We start from the raw sequence: 14895 nt of genomic DNA on the forward strand, positions 1-14895 counted from the left end.
GCTGGTTTCGGTCAGCTGTCCGTCCGGATCATCGACTGAGCGATGCCCGCTCATCGACTGAGAGATGATGGTGCCGGAGGAACATCTCCGAGCTGGGCTGGACCACGCTGTCGCGCGGGGTTCGTCGTAGGGGTGAGGGAAGTGACTGTGTCTGAGCCGATGCGCTGCTCCGGGGTGGCCGAGGCCCTGGATGACATCTTCCAGGCGCTGAGTCCCCGGGAACTCGTGCTATGCCGTGAACGGATCTTCTCCTTCCGGCCGGCCTCCCTGGCCCGCCTCGGACAGACGATCGGTATCTCACGGGAGCGCACGGGACAGATCGATCACCAGGTGCGCAAAAACCTCAAGATGGCCTTCTTCGCCTCCGAGGCCGTCGCCGAGACGGCCCGCTGGGTCGTCGACAGCGTTCCCTACGTCGCCGAAGTCAGCCGCCTGGCCGCACGGCGGCCGGAGGTGAACGCTCCGGTCGAGAGTCTCGGCGTCTCGGTCATCGAGGTTCTCGCCGCGGTAGGGACCAAGTTCGAGGTGCGGGAAGGATGGGTCCTCGCCCCCGACGCGGACGACGTCGTCGCATCCACCGCGGACGTCCTCGACGCCCATGCCTCACCCGAGGGCGTCGTACCGCTCGGCGTCGTCGCCCAAGAGCTCTCACTGTCGCGGGAAGAAGCGGCGCGCTGGCTCACCCGCTGTGGCTACACCACGCTCGCCGACCATGTCCTCATCCGTACCTTCACCCTCGAGGACCATGTCGCCGGGGTCCTGGGTGTCGCCGGCGAGCCGAGGACACTCGACGAGATCCATGCGCAACTGCATCCGAAGCGGACGAGCGCGGCCGTGCGCAACGCACTCGTGGCGGACCAGCGGTTCATGAAGTCGGACCGGACCAAATGGGCACTCACCCGCTGGGGGCTGCCCGAGTACATGCCGATCCGTCAGCAGATCGCCCACCTCATCACCGAGAACGGCGGCCAGATCCAGCTCGACAAGCTGATCGCCTCCATTCGCTCGCGGTACGACGTGAGCGAGGCCAGTATCCGGACCTACGCCTCCGCCGGAGAGTTCCGCCAGGCCAACAACGTCGTCTCCTTTCGGAGCACGGTGCGCAAACCGGGCAGGAGCCCCCAGGGAACGCCGCGGCTCTACCGCGAGGGTGACATCCTGCGCTTCCGCATGACGATCAACAATCAGCACAAGCGCGGATCGTCGTTCAGCCTTCCGTCCGGCCTGGCCGGCCTGCTCGGTGTGGGACCCAACTCGTCCAAGTCCTTCGCGAGCCGACTGGGCCCGCAGGAGATCGTCTGGTCCTCTGTCCAGGCCCGGACCGGGACGATCAAACGCTTCCTCGAGGACCTGCGGGCAGAGGTCGGGGACGTCGTCTTCCTGCAGTTCCGCCCTGGTGACGAGTTCGGCGTGGAGCCACTGCGCAAGTCGGGCTCCGGCCTGCGCGCCGCGCTGGCGATGACGGGTCATTCCCACGCCGACGATCCAGCGCTGACGGACACCGACCTTGTCGCCGCTCTCGCCCACGCCGTGTGGCTGGAGAAGGACGCCTCGCTCGATGACGTCCGCGCCACGCTGAACCGCCGTCGCGAACCGGAGATCGTGGACGCGCTGGCCTCTGTGGCCGAGTGACCTCCCCGCCTCTGGTCAGTCGGCATCCGATGCTGCCACGACGCTGTGTGCATGCAGGTGGAGGCCGGGGGCATACGTCTCGTCGAGTTCGTCGAACACGGCGCCCGTGTGGCGGTCGACCCCCACTCTGCCGAGCCTGAGGTCGATGGTGCGGAGCTGCGTCTTTGCCATCACCTCCTTGGTGCGCGCGCAGGGGTCGTGAAGGCCTGTCTCGATCCAGTGGCCGCAGTTGTCCGGGACGAGTTCGTCGCCGCCGACGATCGCGCGCAGCCGCGGCCGGGAGGACACGGCGAGGCTGGAGGTGTCGAGCGGGCGGACCAGCCGCCGACGTGCCGAGGCGAGCATGGCCACGGGACTCGAACCGGCCAGGTCCGTCTGCGATGCCTCGGCAAAGCGTGGCGTCCGGCCCAGGGAGAGACTGCCTCCGACGAGGAAGGCACTGAATCCCAGCGCGATCGATTCCTGCGTGGTCATCGACTCGGTTATCGCGACGATGTCCCGCGCCGACAGACCCAGGCCATCGGCGATTTCCTGCACGCTTTCCAGCATTACCACGTGCGACACGAAGACCGGCTTCCGGTTCCGGGGGGTGAAGAAAATGATCCCCGGGTCGTCGGGTTCACCGGCTGCGGCAGGCTCACGCGCGACCAGAGCGAAATCCGGTGCTCCAGGAACGGCGCCCGGCTCCTCGTCGTCGGAGAACACTTCCTCGGCGAGGGCGGCGTCCGCGCCATGTGTGATGATGTAGTGCAGTCCCGCTTCATCCGGAATTCGCCTCATGGACTCCGGATCGTCCAACACGTCGAGGAATGCGGGGATCGCACCGAGCCGAGAGAGGGCCAACACCGTGACCAGGAACTCGTATCCGGACCTGATGTACACGCCCACACGGTCGAGTGGCGAAACACCGACGGCTTCGATCGCCTCGGCGAGAAAATCTGCTCCATCGTCCAACGACGCATAGTCGACGAAAAATCCGTCACCGAGAACAGCGGCGGTTTCCGGACTTCTCTCTGCCGTCTCCCTGATGCTGTGATCTATTGATTCCCATTGCATGAGAAATCCCCCCCGTGGTGAGCTCACCGCTCAGCCTGCCGCCAGGGTACCAGACCCGTCCACCGCAGCCGGGCTTCAATCCAGGCCCTGATATCTGGCCTGAAGTGTGTGGCAGAAGTGGCCTGAAATATACGCAGGGAATGTCTACTTTCAGCCACCTTAAAGGTTGTCCCGTAAATAATCTGCGGAGTGCCGGCCGGCCTGCTGGTTGCTCCGTCAGCCGTCGAGGGTGAGGGGGGCATGAGTGCGCCGGTGGAGGACGAGCCGCAGGATTCCTGCGACCGTGAGCACTCCGGCCGCGTCCGTCCAGGACATCGGCACGAACCGGCCGACCAGGTGCCCCCTCCGAGCACGAACACGATGCCGCAGTGGAAGGCCGGCGAGGCGAGGTTCAGCCGGCCAGGGATCGCGCAGGACACCGGCCAGAGTACGGCAGGCGGCCGCCGCACCGGCCCGGGATCAGGCCGTGGCCAGCGGGTTCGGCAGCGGCCGGTACCGGGCGTCGGCGCCGTCGGCGCCCGTCCAGCGCAGCAGCAGGTTGGTCTTGCCGGGCAGGGTCGGCGAGGTGAGCAGGCCCGCGATCTCGGGTAGCTCGTGGCGCGCGAGTTCGCGGCGGACGGCGGGCCACGGGTCGAGGTCCGGGTGGCGTTGCACCAGGGCCGCGGCGATCTCGGCCAGGTGGTTGACGACCAGGCAGTACACGAGCCGCTCCCAGCCGGCGGCCCGGGTCACGTCCGGCAGCAGCTTGACGCCCTCGGCGTCCCGGAACAGCGCCTGTACGGGGATGCCGTCGGCGTCCACGGCGACCAGCGAGTTCTGCAGATGGGCCTCCAGGACCACGCCGTGCCGCGCGAAGACCCCCAGGGCCGGGGGCACCACCTGGCGCAGATACGCCTCCCACCAGACCACCGGATCCACCGGTCCGTCCAGCGGGCTGCCCTCGAAGCCCTCGGCCAGCGCCGCGGCGAGCAGGGGGGTCGCACCGGGCAGCACGTGACCGCGCAGCCCGTCGCGGACCACGACGGCCAGCTCCTCGAAGGCGAAGCCGGCGGTGCGGTATCCGCGGTCGCTCAGCCAGGCCGGCGCCGCCGCCGGCCCGCCCAGCCCGGCGAAGGCGCCCGCGACCGCCGTGTCCGTGCGGCGCAGCTTGAGCAGGTCGTGCCGCCACAGCCGCCGTACGTCGTTGGTGATGCGCACGTCCAGGCTGAACTTCAGGAAGAGGTCCCGGTCGGGGGCGTGGACGGTGCGGATCGCCGCCGTGGGCCACACCTCGGAGGCGGTCGTGCCCAGCCGCAGCAGACGGCCGTCCGCGAGGGCCGCGGCGAGGTCGCGGCCGACCAGGTCCAGCTGCCAGGGGTGGGCGGGCAGCAGCCGGTAGCCGGGCGGGGCCTGACCGAGCGCGTCCAGCGCCGAGGTGTCGCCCTCCTCGACGACCGTGTCCTCGCGCACCGCGAGCAGTGCCAGGGGGAAGCGGGCGTACGCCTCGGGCGCGTAGGGCAGCCAGGAGGCGACGGGGCCGCCGCCGCGCGCCTTGGGCGCGGGGTGGTACGGATGACCGGTGACGAGGGACTGCTCGGAGCGCGTGTACGGGTCCTCGGGGGCCGTCGCCCGGTCCCGCGCGGTGAGCAGCGCCGCCACCGCGTCCCGGCTGTCGATCATCTCGGCGGGCAGCTCGTCGTTGGACACCCCCGTGTGCCGGCGCAGTTCCTCGGCCACCAGCTTGACCAGCTCGGTGTGCCCGACGCGCCGCCAGGCGCCCGCCGCGTGCACCTCGGGCCCGGCGGGCCGCCGTCCCTCACGCACCCGCAGCAGCCGGCCGCTGCCCGGCAGCCGGTACACCCGCCGTCCCTCCCCGTCCCGCTGCGGCTGTGCGACCTCCCGGATCAGGCAGTTCAGCAGGGGCGCGGCCGCGTATGCGTCGGCGCGCCCGGCGATGCCGTCGCTGGGGGGCATGAGCTCCACGCGTTCGCGTTCCATTCGTTCCATACGTCCACACGGTGCGAAGGTGATCAGTATGTCCGGCCGCCGCCCGCTGCCGTGACGCCCGACCCGCACCCGAGGAGGCCGACCGTGCACCGTCCCCCCACCGCCGAGGCCGAGGTCGCCGAGGAGTTGGCCGCCGTGCGCCCCGCGCTCGTGCCACGGTACGCGCAAGAGCTGGGCGGCGCCCGGGCGGCCGTGCTGACCCGGTTGTGGCGCGCGCTGGCCCACGAGCCACTGCCGTGGATCACCGGCCGGGAGCGCACCGGGGACGGCCTGGCCCTGCGGCTCTTTGACGGTCGCCGGCTCTGCGGCCCGACGGCCGACCCGTACGCAACGGCCGCGTACGTCACGGTCGTCCGCCTCGGCAACCGGGAGTACGACGATCCGGCACGCCTGACGGCCGACCTCGGGGTGCCGCACGGCGGCACCCTGGCCGCCGAACTCGGCCACGGCGTCGCCTCGTTGGCGCTGTCACGGGCGAACCGGCCGCCGGGCGCCGAGGGTCACCCGAAAGAGTGGCCCGAGGAGGACTGGCAGTGGGAGCAGCGGGTGGTGGACGGCCATCCCTTCCACCCCAACTGCCGTTCCCGGCCGGGTTTCTCGGTGTCCGAGCAGCTCGCGTACGGGCCGGAGCACCGGCCCTCGGTCAAGCTGGGCCTGCTGTCGGTCACGGCGCGGGAGTGCCTGGTGACCGGGGCGTGGCCGGAGGGCCTGCGGGAGGGCGGGCGGCTGCTGATCCCGGTGCACCCCTGGCAGGCGGCACACGTGCTCGAGCGGTCCTGCCCGAACGGCACGATGGCCGCGCACCCGCTGATGTCCCTGCGCACCCTGGCCGTGCCCGGCGGTCCGCACGTCAAGACCGCGCTGACCGCGCGGTTGACCTCGTCGGTGCGGGACATCTCGGTCGCCTCCGTCGCGGCGTCGGCGGCCCTGTCGGCCTTCGCGGAGGACCTGGCCGCACGCACGGACGGGCTGCTGCACATCACCCGCACCCTGGGCGCGGCCACCGCCAACTCCCCGGATCTGGCGGCTCTGTGGCGCGAGTCGCCGCACGTCCACGCGGCGCCCGGCGAACACGTACTGCCGGTGGCCGCGCTCGCCACCACCGACCTGCCGGGGTCCCCCCGGTGGCTGAGGGACTTCGCCCGGCTCACCCTCACCGTCTGCCTCCGGCTGCTGGAGCTGGGCGTGGCCCTGGAGGCGCACGGCCAGAACCTGCTGGTGGTGCTGTCCGGCTCGGGCACGCCCCTGCGGCTGGTCTACCGCGACCTCGCCGACATCCGCGTCAGCCCGGCCCGGCTCGCCCGGCACGGCATCCCGGCACCGCGGCTGCCCGCCCGGAACCTCACCGACGACCCGACGGCCCTGCGCCGCAAGCTGTTCGGCTCCCTGGTCGCGGGCGCGCTGGCGGGAACGGCGGGTTCGGCAGCCGCGCTACGGGCGGCCCTGGAGCCGGCCGTACGCGCTCTGCCGCGCACCGCGGACCTCGCGGCACTGTGCGAAGAGCCGCTGCCCGCAAAGGCGCTGACGCTCATGCGGCTGTCCCCCGCAACGCCCGGCGACCAGTGGGCGCTGCTGCCCAACCCGCTCGTTTTGGAGCACGGCGCATCCGGTCAATAGGATCCGCCGATGATCACAAGAAAACGGCTGGCGGCAGGAGTCTGTGCTCTGCTCGCCGCCCTGACGGCCGGGATCGCCTTCCCCGCCGGCGCGGTCGCCGACGAGACGGACGGCCGGGCCGCGCCGAAGGTCGAACTCGTCCTGGACGTCAGCGGTTCCATGCGCGCCCGGGACATCGACGGCGGGTCGCGGATGGCCGCGGCGAAGCAGGCGTTCGACGAGGTGCTCGACGCCACCCCCGAGGAGGTCCGGCTCGGCATCCGCACCCTCGGCGCCAACTACCGCGGCAACGACCGTCAGACGGGCTGCAAGGACACCGCACAGCTCTACCCGGTCGGCCCGCTGAACCGCACCGAGGCCAAGACGGCCGTGGCGACGCTGGTACCGACCGGGTGGACCCCGATAGGGCCCGCGCTGCTGAAGGCGGCGGCGGACCTCGACGGGGGCAACGGCACCCGCCGTATCGTCCTGATCAGCGACGGCGAGGACACCTGCCAGCCGCTGGACCCGTGCGAAGTGGCCCGGGAGATCGCGGCCAAGGGCATCGGCCTGACCATCGACACCCTCGGCCTGGTCCCGGACGCCAAGACCCGCGACCAGCTCAGCTGCATCGCGGACGCCACCGGCGGCACCTACACCTCCGTGCAGCACAAGGGGGAACTCACCGCTCGTGTGGGCCAGTTGGTCGACCGGGCCGCCGACCCGGTGGTGACCCCGGTCGCCACCGAGGGCGCCGGTGACTGTGCCGGGGCACCGGCGCTCAAGTCCGGCCTGTACACCGACCGCGAGGAGTTCGGCCAGCAGCGCTGGTACCGGGTGGACGTCAGCCCCGGCCAGGAGCTGCGCGCCTCGGTGAGCGTCGCGGACGACCGGAGCGTGAACCCCGGCTACGGCGTGCTGCTGCGCGCCGTGACGGTGCACGGCCGGGAGGTCGTGCGCGGCGAGGCGGCGGGCAACGGCCGTACGGACGTGATCTCGACGGGTCTGCGCTACCCGAGGCCGGAGAGCGACGACGACAACGCCCCGGCCGAGACCGTGTGCCTGCAGGTCACCAACTCCTTCTCGGCGGCCCCCGGAGTGAAGACCAGGCCGGGTCTGCCGCTGGAGCTGACCGTCGACGTGGTGGACGGGCCGGGCAAGGCGAGTGACGTGGCGGCGTTCGGTCTGGGACGCGGCTGGTGGCTGCTCGGCGTGCTCGTGCTGATCGGCTTCCTCGCCGGACTGGTGTGGGGCTGGGTGTCGCGCTGGCGGGTCGCGGTCTGGAGGACGAACTGATGCTGATCACACGAGTGCTGAGCGCCGCCGTACTGGCGCTCGGACTGGCCGCGGGCCCCGCGGCGGCCGACTCCTCGCCGTCCGCGAGCCCTTCCGGCGACAGCAAGGCGCCGACCCGGGCGGGCACGTCGTTCCGTACGGCGACGGAGATCGAGCAGGGGCAGCAGGCCACCGCGAGCGGCTCAACGGGCGACTACCTCTACTGGTCGTTCCCCGCGGACGCCGGGCAGCGCCCCACCGTGCACGCGAAGGTGAAGCTGCCGGACACGCACACCGCGCAGACCTGGCAGATCGACGTCTACGACGGTCTGCGGCGCCGGCAGGCCTGCCAGTACGGCGCCCAGACGCGCACGGCCGCCCAGGGCACCTCCTCGGTGGAGCTGGCCTGTGTCCTGCGCACGGTGCGCGCCTGGTCGGAGGCCTGGGCCAACGACCCGCTGCCGGGTACGTACTACATCCGGCTCACGGTGGTCGGCCTTCAGGCGTCCGACCTGGGTCTGCCGGTGAGCGCCGAGGTGAAGGCCGACTCCAAGGACATCGGCGGCGCGGCGGCGGTCGACGGGTCGCTGGCGCAACCGCTGGTGCCGGGGATCGCGGTCGCCTCCCGGCAGGGCGGTGGCAGCGGTGACGGCGGAGACGGCGGCGGTACGAAGAAGTCGGCGGTGCTGTCCGGCATCGAGCCGGACGGCGGCTGGTCGTCCGGCTGGTGGTCCGACCGGTGGGTGTGGACCGCGATCGGCGGTGTGCTGGCCGCGCTGGCGGGCATCGGCGGATACGCGCTGACCCGCGGGTCCGGGCGGCCCTCGCGGGTGCCGCCGGGCGCGTGAGGGACGGCGTCCGACGCTCGTCCCGGAAGGCCCGCCGGATCCGGCGGGCCTTCTTTCATGCCTCCCGCAGGGCTCGCAGGGCCTTGGCCGGTGTTCCCTCGCCGGTCACCTCGATGCGCCCGGCGCGCATTGCGTCCGCCACGCTCAACTCCCCGCGGGCGACGGCCGTACAGGTGAGGGAGTCCAGGAGCAGCCGGGCGTCCGGCTCGCCCGGCGCGGGCCCGTCCCCGTACACGGGCCCGTCCTGGGCTCCGACGTACAGATGGAAGTCCCCTTCCTCCAGCCGGACTTCCACGATTCCCTCGCCGTCCAGGGCACGCAGCAGCGGCAGCGCGAACCAGTGCGCGCGCACCGCGTCGGTGGGCCGCCGCTCCCCCAGTTCGCCCTGCCCCCACTCCCCCAGCGCCTGCACCACGGGCAGCAACGCGCGTCCGCGTGCGGTGAGTTCGTACACGTAGGCGGCGCCGGGGGGCGGCAGCCGGCGCCGGCCGGTCAGTCCGTCGCGCTCCATGTCCTTCAGTCGTGAGGCGAGCACGTCCGTGCTCACGCCCGGCAGATCGGCGTGCAGGTCGGTGTAGCGGCGCGGGCCGGCCAGCAGCTCCCGGACGATCAGCAGGGTCCAGCGGTCGCCGACGACGTCGAGCGCGCGGGCGGCGGAGCAGTACTGGTCGTAGCTTCGGCGAGGTGACATGCGACGCAGTCTAGACAGGTTGTTGGACTTTCCAAGCTCCCACTTGGTAAAACCAAGCAACACAGGATGGCGGAGGGGAAGCGGCGCATGGAATTCCGGCAGTCGAGCAAGCTCAGCGAGGTCTGTTACGAGATCCGCGGCCCGGTGATCGAGCACGCCAACGCGCTGGAGGAGGCCGGCCACAGCGTGCTGCGCCTGAACACCGGCAACCCCGCGCTCTTCGGCTTCGAGGCGCCGGAGGAGATCCTCCAGGACATGATCCGGATGCTGCCGCAGGCGCACGGCTACACCGACTCGCGGGGCGTCCTCTCCGCCCGCCGGGCCGTGGCCCAGCGCTACCAGGAGCGGGGCCTCGAGGTCGGCGTCGACGACGTCTTCCTCGGCAACGGCGTATCCGAGCTGGTGTCGATGGCCGTGCAGGCGCTGGTGGAGGACGGCGACGAAATCCTCATCCCCGCACCGGACTTCCCCCTCTGGACGGCCGTCACGACCCTGGCCGGCGGCAAGGCGGTCCACTACCTGTGCGACGAACAGGCCGACTGGTACCCGGACCTGGACGACATGGCCTCGAAGATCACCGACCGCACCAGGGCCGTCGTCATCATCAACCCCAACAATCCCACCGGCGCGGTCTACCCCAAGGAGATCCTCGAGGGCATCCTCGACCTCGCCCGCCGGCACGGTCTGATGGTCTTCGCCGACGAGATCTACGACCAGATCCTCTACGACGACGCCGTGCACCACTCGGCCGCCGCCCTCGCCCCCGACCTGGTGGTCCTCACCTTCTGCGGCCTGTCCAAGACGCACCGCGTGGCGGGCTTCCGCTCCGGCTGGCTGGTGGTGACCGGGCCGAGGCAGCACGCCAAGGACTACCTGGAGGGCCTGACCATGCTGGCCTCCATGCGCCTGTGCGCCAACGCGCCCGCCCAGTACGCCGTCCAGGCCGCGCTGGGCGGCCGCCAGTCCATCCACGAACTGACCGCGCCGGGCGGCCGGCTCCACGAACAGCGGGACGTGGCCTGGGAGAAGCTGAACGAGATCCCCGGGGTGACGTGTGTGAAGCCCAGGGGCGCGCTCTACGCCTTCCCCCGCATCGATCCGAAGGTGCACCGGATCCACGACGACGAGAGGTTCGTGCTGGACCTCCTGCTGCGCGAGAAGATCCAGGTCGTCCAGGGCACCGGATTCAACTGGCCGGCCCCGGACCACTTCCGCATCCTCACCCTCCCGCACGCGGACGTGCTGGACACGGCGATCAGCAGGATCGGCCGGTTCCTGAGCGGATACCGCCAGGAGTAGGAATCCCCGTGGGTCCGCGTCCGGCCGGCGTGGACCCACGGGCAACTCGCGCCTGTCGCAGGCGCGAAGAGAACCAGCGCACACAGGGCACGTTACCTACCCCACTTTTCAGCCGCCGGCTGAGCACGCCTTCGATCCGCCCCGTTGACCCCAGTAACCGGTGACCCACCTGCAGACCGGTGAGTGAGGTTCGCACATGGCAAAGATCGCTCCGGAACAAGTCAAGCGGCGTCTCCCGGCCGCCGGCCGATGCCCGGCCCGGGCGCACCTCCCCTCGTGTCGGCTCGAAGGCTGAGCGGTCGCGTCATGGACTACTGCATCCCGTGCAGCCGCACGCTCAACGGCGCCGTGACATGCCCTGAGTGCGGGGCATACGACTCCGACATGGCAGAGCCGGGTGCCCCGGCCGCCGACTCCACGGCCCCGATGCCGAAGGTCCGGTTCGAGGAGGAACCGGGCCCCGCCGTCTCCCCCGGCACTCCCTGGCCCCCGGCTCCCGCACGGGACCTGTCGGCGGCCCGGCACAACCGTCCGCCGCGGCTGAAGAAGTATGCCGTCAGGTCTCTTGCCGCAGCCGCCTTCACCGTCCTCGGCGGCGTGGCCACCGCATCGGTGCTTCCCCGGTCGACGGCCCCACGAGCAGCATCGGTCCCGGACCAGCCGCTCCCCGAGGAGTCCCAGCTCCCCGTCACCGACTCACCGAGCCCGCCGCCGAAGCGTGAGACCACGCACCCCGCCCGGGACGACGTCCTGGGCCGGAACAGCGGCGGGATCCGGCGTCCTGCGCCGACGCCGACCCGCAGCGCGTCACCGGCCTCCAGCCCTCCCGCCACCACCAGCGCGCCGCCACCAGCGAAGACCGGGCCGGCCCCGGCTCCCCGCCCCTCCAGCCCCCGCACCAGCCCGCCCTCGCGGACGCCACGCCCCTCGGCGCGGCCCTCCGTCAGCCCTTCCGGCACCACCAGCGCCTCTCCCAGCGGCAGCCGCTCACCGAGCAGTGCAGGAGGCGGCGGCTGAGGCACCGACCGGGCTCCCGCACGGGAACCACACGCCGGGACGACTACGGGCGGGGACCCCGCCGGCCCCCACACAACCGATTGCGCGCAAGGCTCATCCGGCCAGGGGAGCAGTCGCGGGCGAGGCGGTCCGTCCGGCTGGGCACGCCGTCTCCCGCCCCGTCCGCGCCGTCTTCCGCCCTCCCGTCCGCGCCGTCTTCCGCCCTCCCGTCCGCGCCGTCTTCCGCCCTCCCGTCCGCGCCGTCTTCCGCCCCGTCCGTCCAGCCGGTGTGCCCCCTGTCCGCGCCGTCTCCCGCTCCCTGTCCTCGGCGCCTCCCCGGACAACGGCCGTCCGGCCGAGTCCGTGCTGCGGGCCGGGGCGCAGGTGTGACACGGTGCTGACGAGCACGGCAGGAAAGGCACGACGTGGGTGATCTGTTTCTCGTCCGGCACGGGGAGACCGAGTGGTCGCGGTCCGGGCGGCACACCGGCTGGACGGACGTGCCGCTCACCGAGCACGGCCGGGAGGAGGCACGGCGGCTGGTACCGCTGATCCGCTCGCACCGGATCGGCGCGGCGTTCGTCAGCCCGCTGCAGCGGGCGCGTGAGACGGCGCAGCTGATAGGCATCCATGACGCCCGGGTCGACGCGGACCTGCGGGAGTGGGACTACGGCGGCTACGAGGGCGTCACGACCGTCGAGATCCAGCGCACCCGGCCCGGCTGGTTCCTGTTCACCGACGGGGTCACCCCGGGTCCCCCGGCCCACCCCGGGGAGACCCCGGAGCAGGTCGGGGAGCGCGCCGACCGGATGCTGGCCAAGGTGGACGCCGCTCTGGCCAACACCGAGGGAATCGTGGTCCTGGTGGCGCACGGCCACTTCCTGCGGGTGCTCACCGCCCGGCGGCTCGGGCTGCCGCCGTCGGCGGGCGCGCACTTCCAGCTGGCCACGGGCACGCTGTGCCGGCTGGGCACCGAGCACGGACGGCCGGTGATCGCGGGGTGGAACATCCGGCCCGGCCTGCCGCAGTGAGACGGCCGGTGGTGCGCGCAGCCCCGGGTGTCGGACCCGGGTCGTAGTCTTCGAACGGGCCGGGAAGCAGCGCCCGGCAGCCCCTGTGTTCAGGCTGTTGACCGGCTCGGGGAGGAGTACGCCGTGACACGACCGCCGACCGCCGCGCAGCGCCGGGTCATCGACGCCGCCGACCCCGTGACGGGGCGGCTGCGGGGCACGGAGGCGCAGCTCGCGGCCCTGGTGAAGCGGGGGCTCGCCTTCCGGCACCCGCGCCCGCCGCACGAGCACTTCCTGACCCCGGCGGGGCACCGGATACGCGAGGCGGAGCCGCAGACCCCCGCCCAGGCTGCCGCTTCACCGCCCGTACTGGCTTCCGGGGCAGCCGCCGGCGGTGCGTTCTCCGCCCGGGTCGGCGGTGAGGAGGAGGCGGCGGCCGGCGGGCCCGCCCGGCTGCGGGAGGTGCACAGCGCCTGGCAAGGGCTCCTGGAGCTGCGCCGGATGACCAACCCGGACCGCGCCACCGGCCGGCCCTGCGGCTGGGAGCGCGCGCATCTGGTGCAGGCCGCCGCGCTCGCCCTGGAGGCGGACGGACACCGTCCGGCCGGGCCGGACACCGACGGCTACCGGGTGCGGGCGACCCCGCAACCGGAGGCGGTCGCCGTGCACGCTGCGGACCCGGGGTCGCTGGCAGCCCTGGCGGCCACGCTGGAGCGCGCGGGGTGGCAGGCCGGGGAGCACTCGGAGCCACGGACGAGAGTCCGGTATCTGCTGGCATCCCCGCGCAGGGCGTGAGGGACATGCCAAGATCGGGAGAGGCGAAGGACCCGAGCCTCGACCGTTGCGAGAAGGGGATGCAGTGAGCGAGCCGTTTTCCGTCCGGGTGACCGTCCGCGGTTACGAGACCGATGTGCAGGGGCACCTGAACCAGGCCGTGTACCTCAACTACGCGGAGCACGCCCGCTGGTCGCTGCTGCAGGCGGCCGGGATCACCCAGGCGGGCCTCATCGCCAGGGGCGTGGGCCCGGTGGCCCTGGAGACGACCATCCGCTACCGGCGGGAGCTCCTGGCCGGTGAAGAGGTCGACGTGACATGCGCCTTCGCGTGGGGCGGCGGCAAGACCTTCCGGGTCGAGCAGACGATCCGCAAGGCCGACGGCACGGTGGCGGCCGAGATCACGGGAACCGGCGGACTGCTGGATCTGAAGGCACGCAAGCTGGTTGCCCGGCCGCAGGAGTACTTCAAGGAGCTGACGAGCGATCCGGCCCTGTTCGGGCTGTGAGGGCCCGGCGGCGGCCGGGCACCGTCCCGGCGCCCGCACGGGGATGCGCGGCGCCTCGGCGCCACCTGCCCTCACCCCGCCGCCACACTCTCCGCCGCCGTACTCTCCGCCGCCGCCCTGGACGACGCGATCGAGCAGGCGGGGCTTTCGCCGGCCTCATCAGGCGGCCGGGTCCCGGGTCGGGACCGGGAGTTGGTTGAAGCCGTAGTAGAGGGCGATCAGCCCGTGGGCGGCCAGGGTGAGCGGGGCCGAGACGAAGGCGAGGCCCACCGTGATCGGGTAGGCCAGGGAGCCCAGCGCGAAGCGGGCCCGGGTCGCGCGGGCCGCCGGTACGTCGACCCGGTCGTCGAAGAGGTGACCCGTGCGGGTGAGGTGCCACCACAGGGCCTGGAACGTGTATGCCATCGCCACCATGACCAGGCTGTAGACCGCGGCCGCCACGTGCGAGGCATGGCCCTCGCGCAGGTACGCGGCGAGCATCGCCGTCGGCCAGGGCACCGCGGCCACCACCATCAGCACCAGCAGGTTCAGGAACATCAGGGTGCGGTCGACCCGGGCGACGTAGCTGAACAGCTGATGGTGGTTGATCCACATGATGCCGATGACCAGGAAGCTGACCACATACGCGGCGTAGGACGGCCACTGCGCGCCCAGCGCCCGCCACAGGTCGCCCTGTTCACCGACCTCGGGGACCTTGATCTCCAGGATGAGCAGCGTGATGGCGATGGCGAACACACCGTCGCTGAAGGCCTCCACACGGCCGGACTCGTTCATGGCACACAGCCTGCACCATCGGCCCCGCGGGGTACGGCACAACGGCCTTACCCCGCGGACGCGTTCAGTGCACGGCCGCGATCTCCTCGCCCGCCTCCATGGGATGCGTGACGCCCTGCGCCCGGCTGTCCCCGCTCCTGCCGAGGTGGTTGAGGACCAGGTTGAGCAGGACGGCCGTGACGCAGCCGGGGAAGATGCCGGAGTCGAGGACGTGCGCGCGGTCCCGGGGAACGCGTGGTAGAAGCCGGGCGCCGTGATCGGGATGATGCCCACGGCCAGCGGGACGGCGACGATCAGGACGTTGCCGTCCTTGTCGAGACCGGCCCGGACCAGCGTCTGGATGCCGCTCGCGGCCACCGGTCGGTTGGCACGTCGGCTCCGACGTGGGTGTCAAGGAGGTGGTGCGTGTGGGCAGGGAGGTACCTCCCTGCCGGCGCGAAGCCGAGAGCT

At 72.1% G+C, this 14895-nt stretch carries 13 protein-coding genes and 1 pseudogene; 8 read left to right on the top strand and 6 right to left on the bottom strand.

The window, feature by feature from the left end:
• Positions 1 to 147: 147 nt before the first annotated feature.
• Positions 148 to 1632 (top strand): hypothetical protein, encoded by a 1485-nt coding sequence (locus ACH4UM_RS29925; RefSeq protein ID WP_398185899.1) that lies wholly within the window; start codon positions 148 to 150, stop codon positions 1630 to 1632.
• 15 nt (positions 1633 to 1647) lie between these two features.
• Here ACH4UM_RS29925 and ACH4UM_RS29930 read toward each other — a convergent pair whose 3' ends face one another.
• Positions 1648 to 2688 carry an AMP-binding protein gene (locus tag ACH4UM_RS29930; RefSeq protein ID WP_398185902.1) on the bottom strand — a complete coding sequence of 347 codons (1041 nt, stop codon included), beginning with the start codon at positions 2686 to 2688 and terminating at the stop codon, positions 1648 to 1650.
• 459 nt (positions 2689 to 3147) lie between these two features.
• Complete coding sequence (locus ACH4UM_RS29935; RefSeq protein WP_398185905.1) at positions 3148 to 4674, bottom strand: IucA/IucC family protein; 1527 nt, start codon at positions 4672 to 4674, stop codon at positions 3148 to 3150.
• A gap of 84 nt (positions 4675 to 4758) precedes the next feature.
• Between ACH4UM_RS29935 and ACH4UM_RS29940 the strand changes: the two genes are divergently transcribed.
• From ACH4UM_RS29940 to ACH4UM_RS29950, 3 genes are read left to right on the top strand one after another with little or no spacing between them, the layout of a single operon-like run.
• The gene (locus tag ACH4UM_RS29940; protein WP_398185908.1) at positions 4759 to 6291 is read left to right on the top strand and encodes an IucA/IucC family protein; all 1533 of its coding nucleotides are present in this window, start codon (positions 4759 to 4761) and stop codon (positions 6289 to 6291) included.
• Between the two features lie 9 nt (positions 6292 to 6300).
• Entirely contained in the window at positions 6301 to 7566 is a 1266-nt protein-coding gene (locus ACH4UM_RS29945; protein ID WP_398185911.1) for a VWA domain-containing protein, read from the top strand.
• Positions 7566 to 8393, top strand: coding sequence for a hypothetical protein (locus ACH4UM_RS29950; protein WP_398185914.1), 828 nt, complete (start codon positions 7566 to 7568; stop codon positions 8391 to 8393). The genes ACH4UM_RS29945 and ACH4UM_RS29950 overlap by 1 nt, the downstream gene beginning before the upstream one ends.
• 55 nt (positions 8394 to 8448) lie before the next feature.
• Here ACH4UM_RS29950 and ACH4UM_RS29955 read toward each other — a convergent pair whose 3' ends face one another.
• Positions 8449 to 9084: a winged helix-turn-helix transcriptional regulator gene (locus ACH4UM_RS29955; protein WP_398185917.1), complete on the bottom strand. Its 636-nt coding sequence runs from the start codon at positions 9082 to 9084 to the stop codon at positions 8449 to 8451.
• An 87-nt stretch (positions 9085 to 9171) separates the two neighbouring features.
• On the opposite strand from ACH4UM_RS29955, the gene ACH4UM_RS29960 reads away from it, so the two are divergent.
• Positions 9172 to 10383 carry a pyridoxal phosphate-dependent aminotransferase gene (locus tag ACH4UM_RS29960; RefSeq protein ID WP_398185919.1) on the top strand — a complete coding sequence of 404 codons (1212 nt, stop codon included), beginning with the start codon at positions 9172 to 9174 and terminating at the stop codon, positions 10381 to 10383.
• Positions 10384 to 10694: 311 nt separating this feature from the next.
• Here the strand turns inward: ACH4UM_RS29960 and ACH4UM_RS29965 are convergent, their stop codons facing one another.
• Positions 10695 to 11405 (bottom strand): hypothetical protein, encoded by a 711-nt coding sequence (locus ACH4UM_RS29965; RefSeq protein ID WP_398185922.1) that lies wholly within the window; start codon positions 11403 to 11405, stop codon positions 10695 to 10697.
• Positions 11406 to 11804: 399 nt separating this feature from the next.
• On the opposite strand from ACH4UM_RS29965, the gene ACH4UM_RS29970 reads away from it, so the two are divergent.
• The 3 genes from ACH4UM_RS29970 to ACH4UM_RS29980 all read left to right on the top strand — a co-directional run bounded on the left by ACH4UM_RS29970 (position 11805) and on the right by ACH4UM_RS29980 (position 13671).
• A complete protein-coding gene (locus ACH4UM_RS29970; protein ID WP_398185925.1) occupies positions 11805 to 12410 on the top strand; it encodes a histidine phosphatase family protein in 606 nt (201 codons plus the stop codon).
• Positions 12411 to 12533: 123 nt separating this feature from the next.
• Complete coding sequence (locus tag ACH4UM_RS29975) at positions 12534 to 13184, top strand: hypothetical protein (protein ID WP_398185928.1); 651 nt, start codon at positions 12534 to 12536, stop codon at positions 13182 to 13184.
• 64 nt (positions 13185 to 13248) lie between these two features.
• Positions 13249 to 13671 carry an acyl-CoA thioesterase gene (locus ACH4UM_RS29980; protein WP_398185931.1) on the top strand — a complete coding sequence of 141 codons (423 nt, stop codon included), beginning with the start codon at positions 13249 to 13251 and terminating at the stop codon, positions 13669 to 13671.
• A 159-nt stretch (positions 13672 to 13830) separates the two neighbouring features.
• Here ACH4UM_RS29980 and ACH4UM_RS29985 read toward each other — a convergent pair whose 3' ends face one another.
• Complete coding sequence (locus ACH4UM_RS29985; RefSeq protein ID WP_398185934.1) at positions 13831 to 14445, bottom strand: TMEM175 family protein; 615 nt, start codon at positions 14443 to 14445, stop codon at positions 13831 to 13833.
• A gap of 64 nt (positions 14446 to 14509) precedes the next feature.
• A pseudogene (locus ACH4UM_RS29990) lies at positions 14510 to 14802 on the bottom strand (purine permease); the annotation flags it as partial.
• Positions 14803 to 14895: the final 93 nt, after the last annotated feature.

Origin of the sequence: Streptomyces sp. NPDC020801 (assembly GCF_044334385.1) — a bacterium.
Taxonomy (GTDB): Bacteria; Actinomycetota; Actinomycetes; order Streptomycetales; family Streptomycetaceae; genus Streptomyces.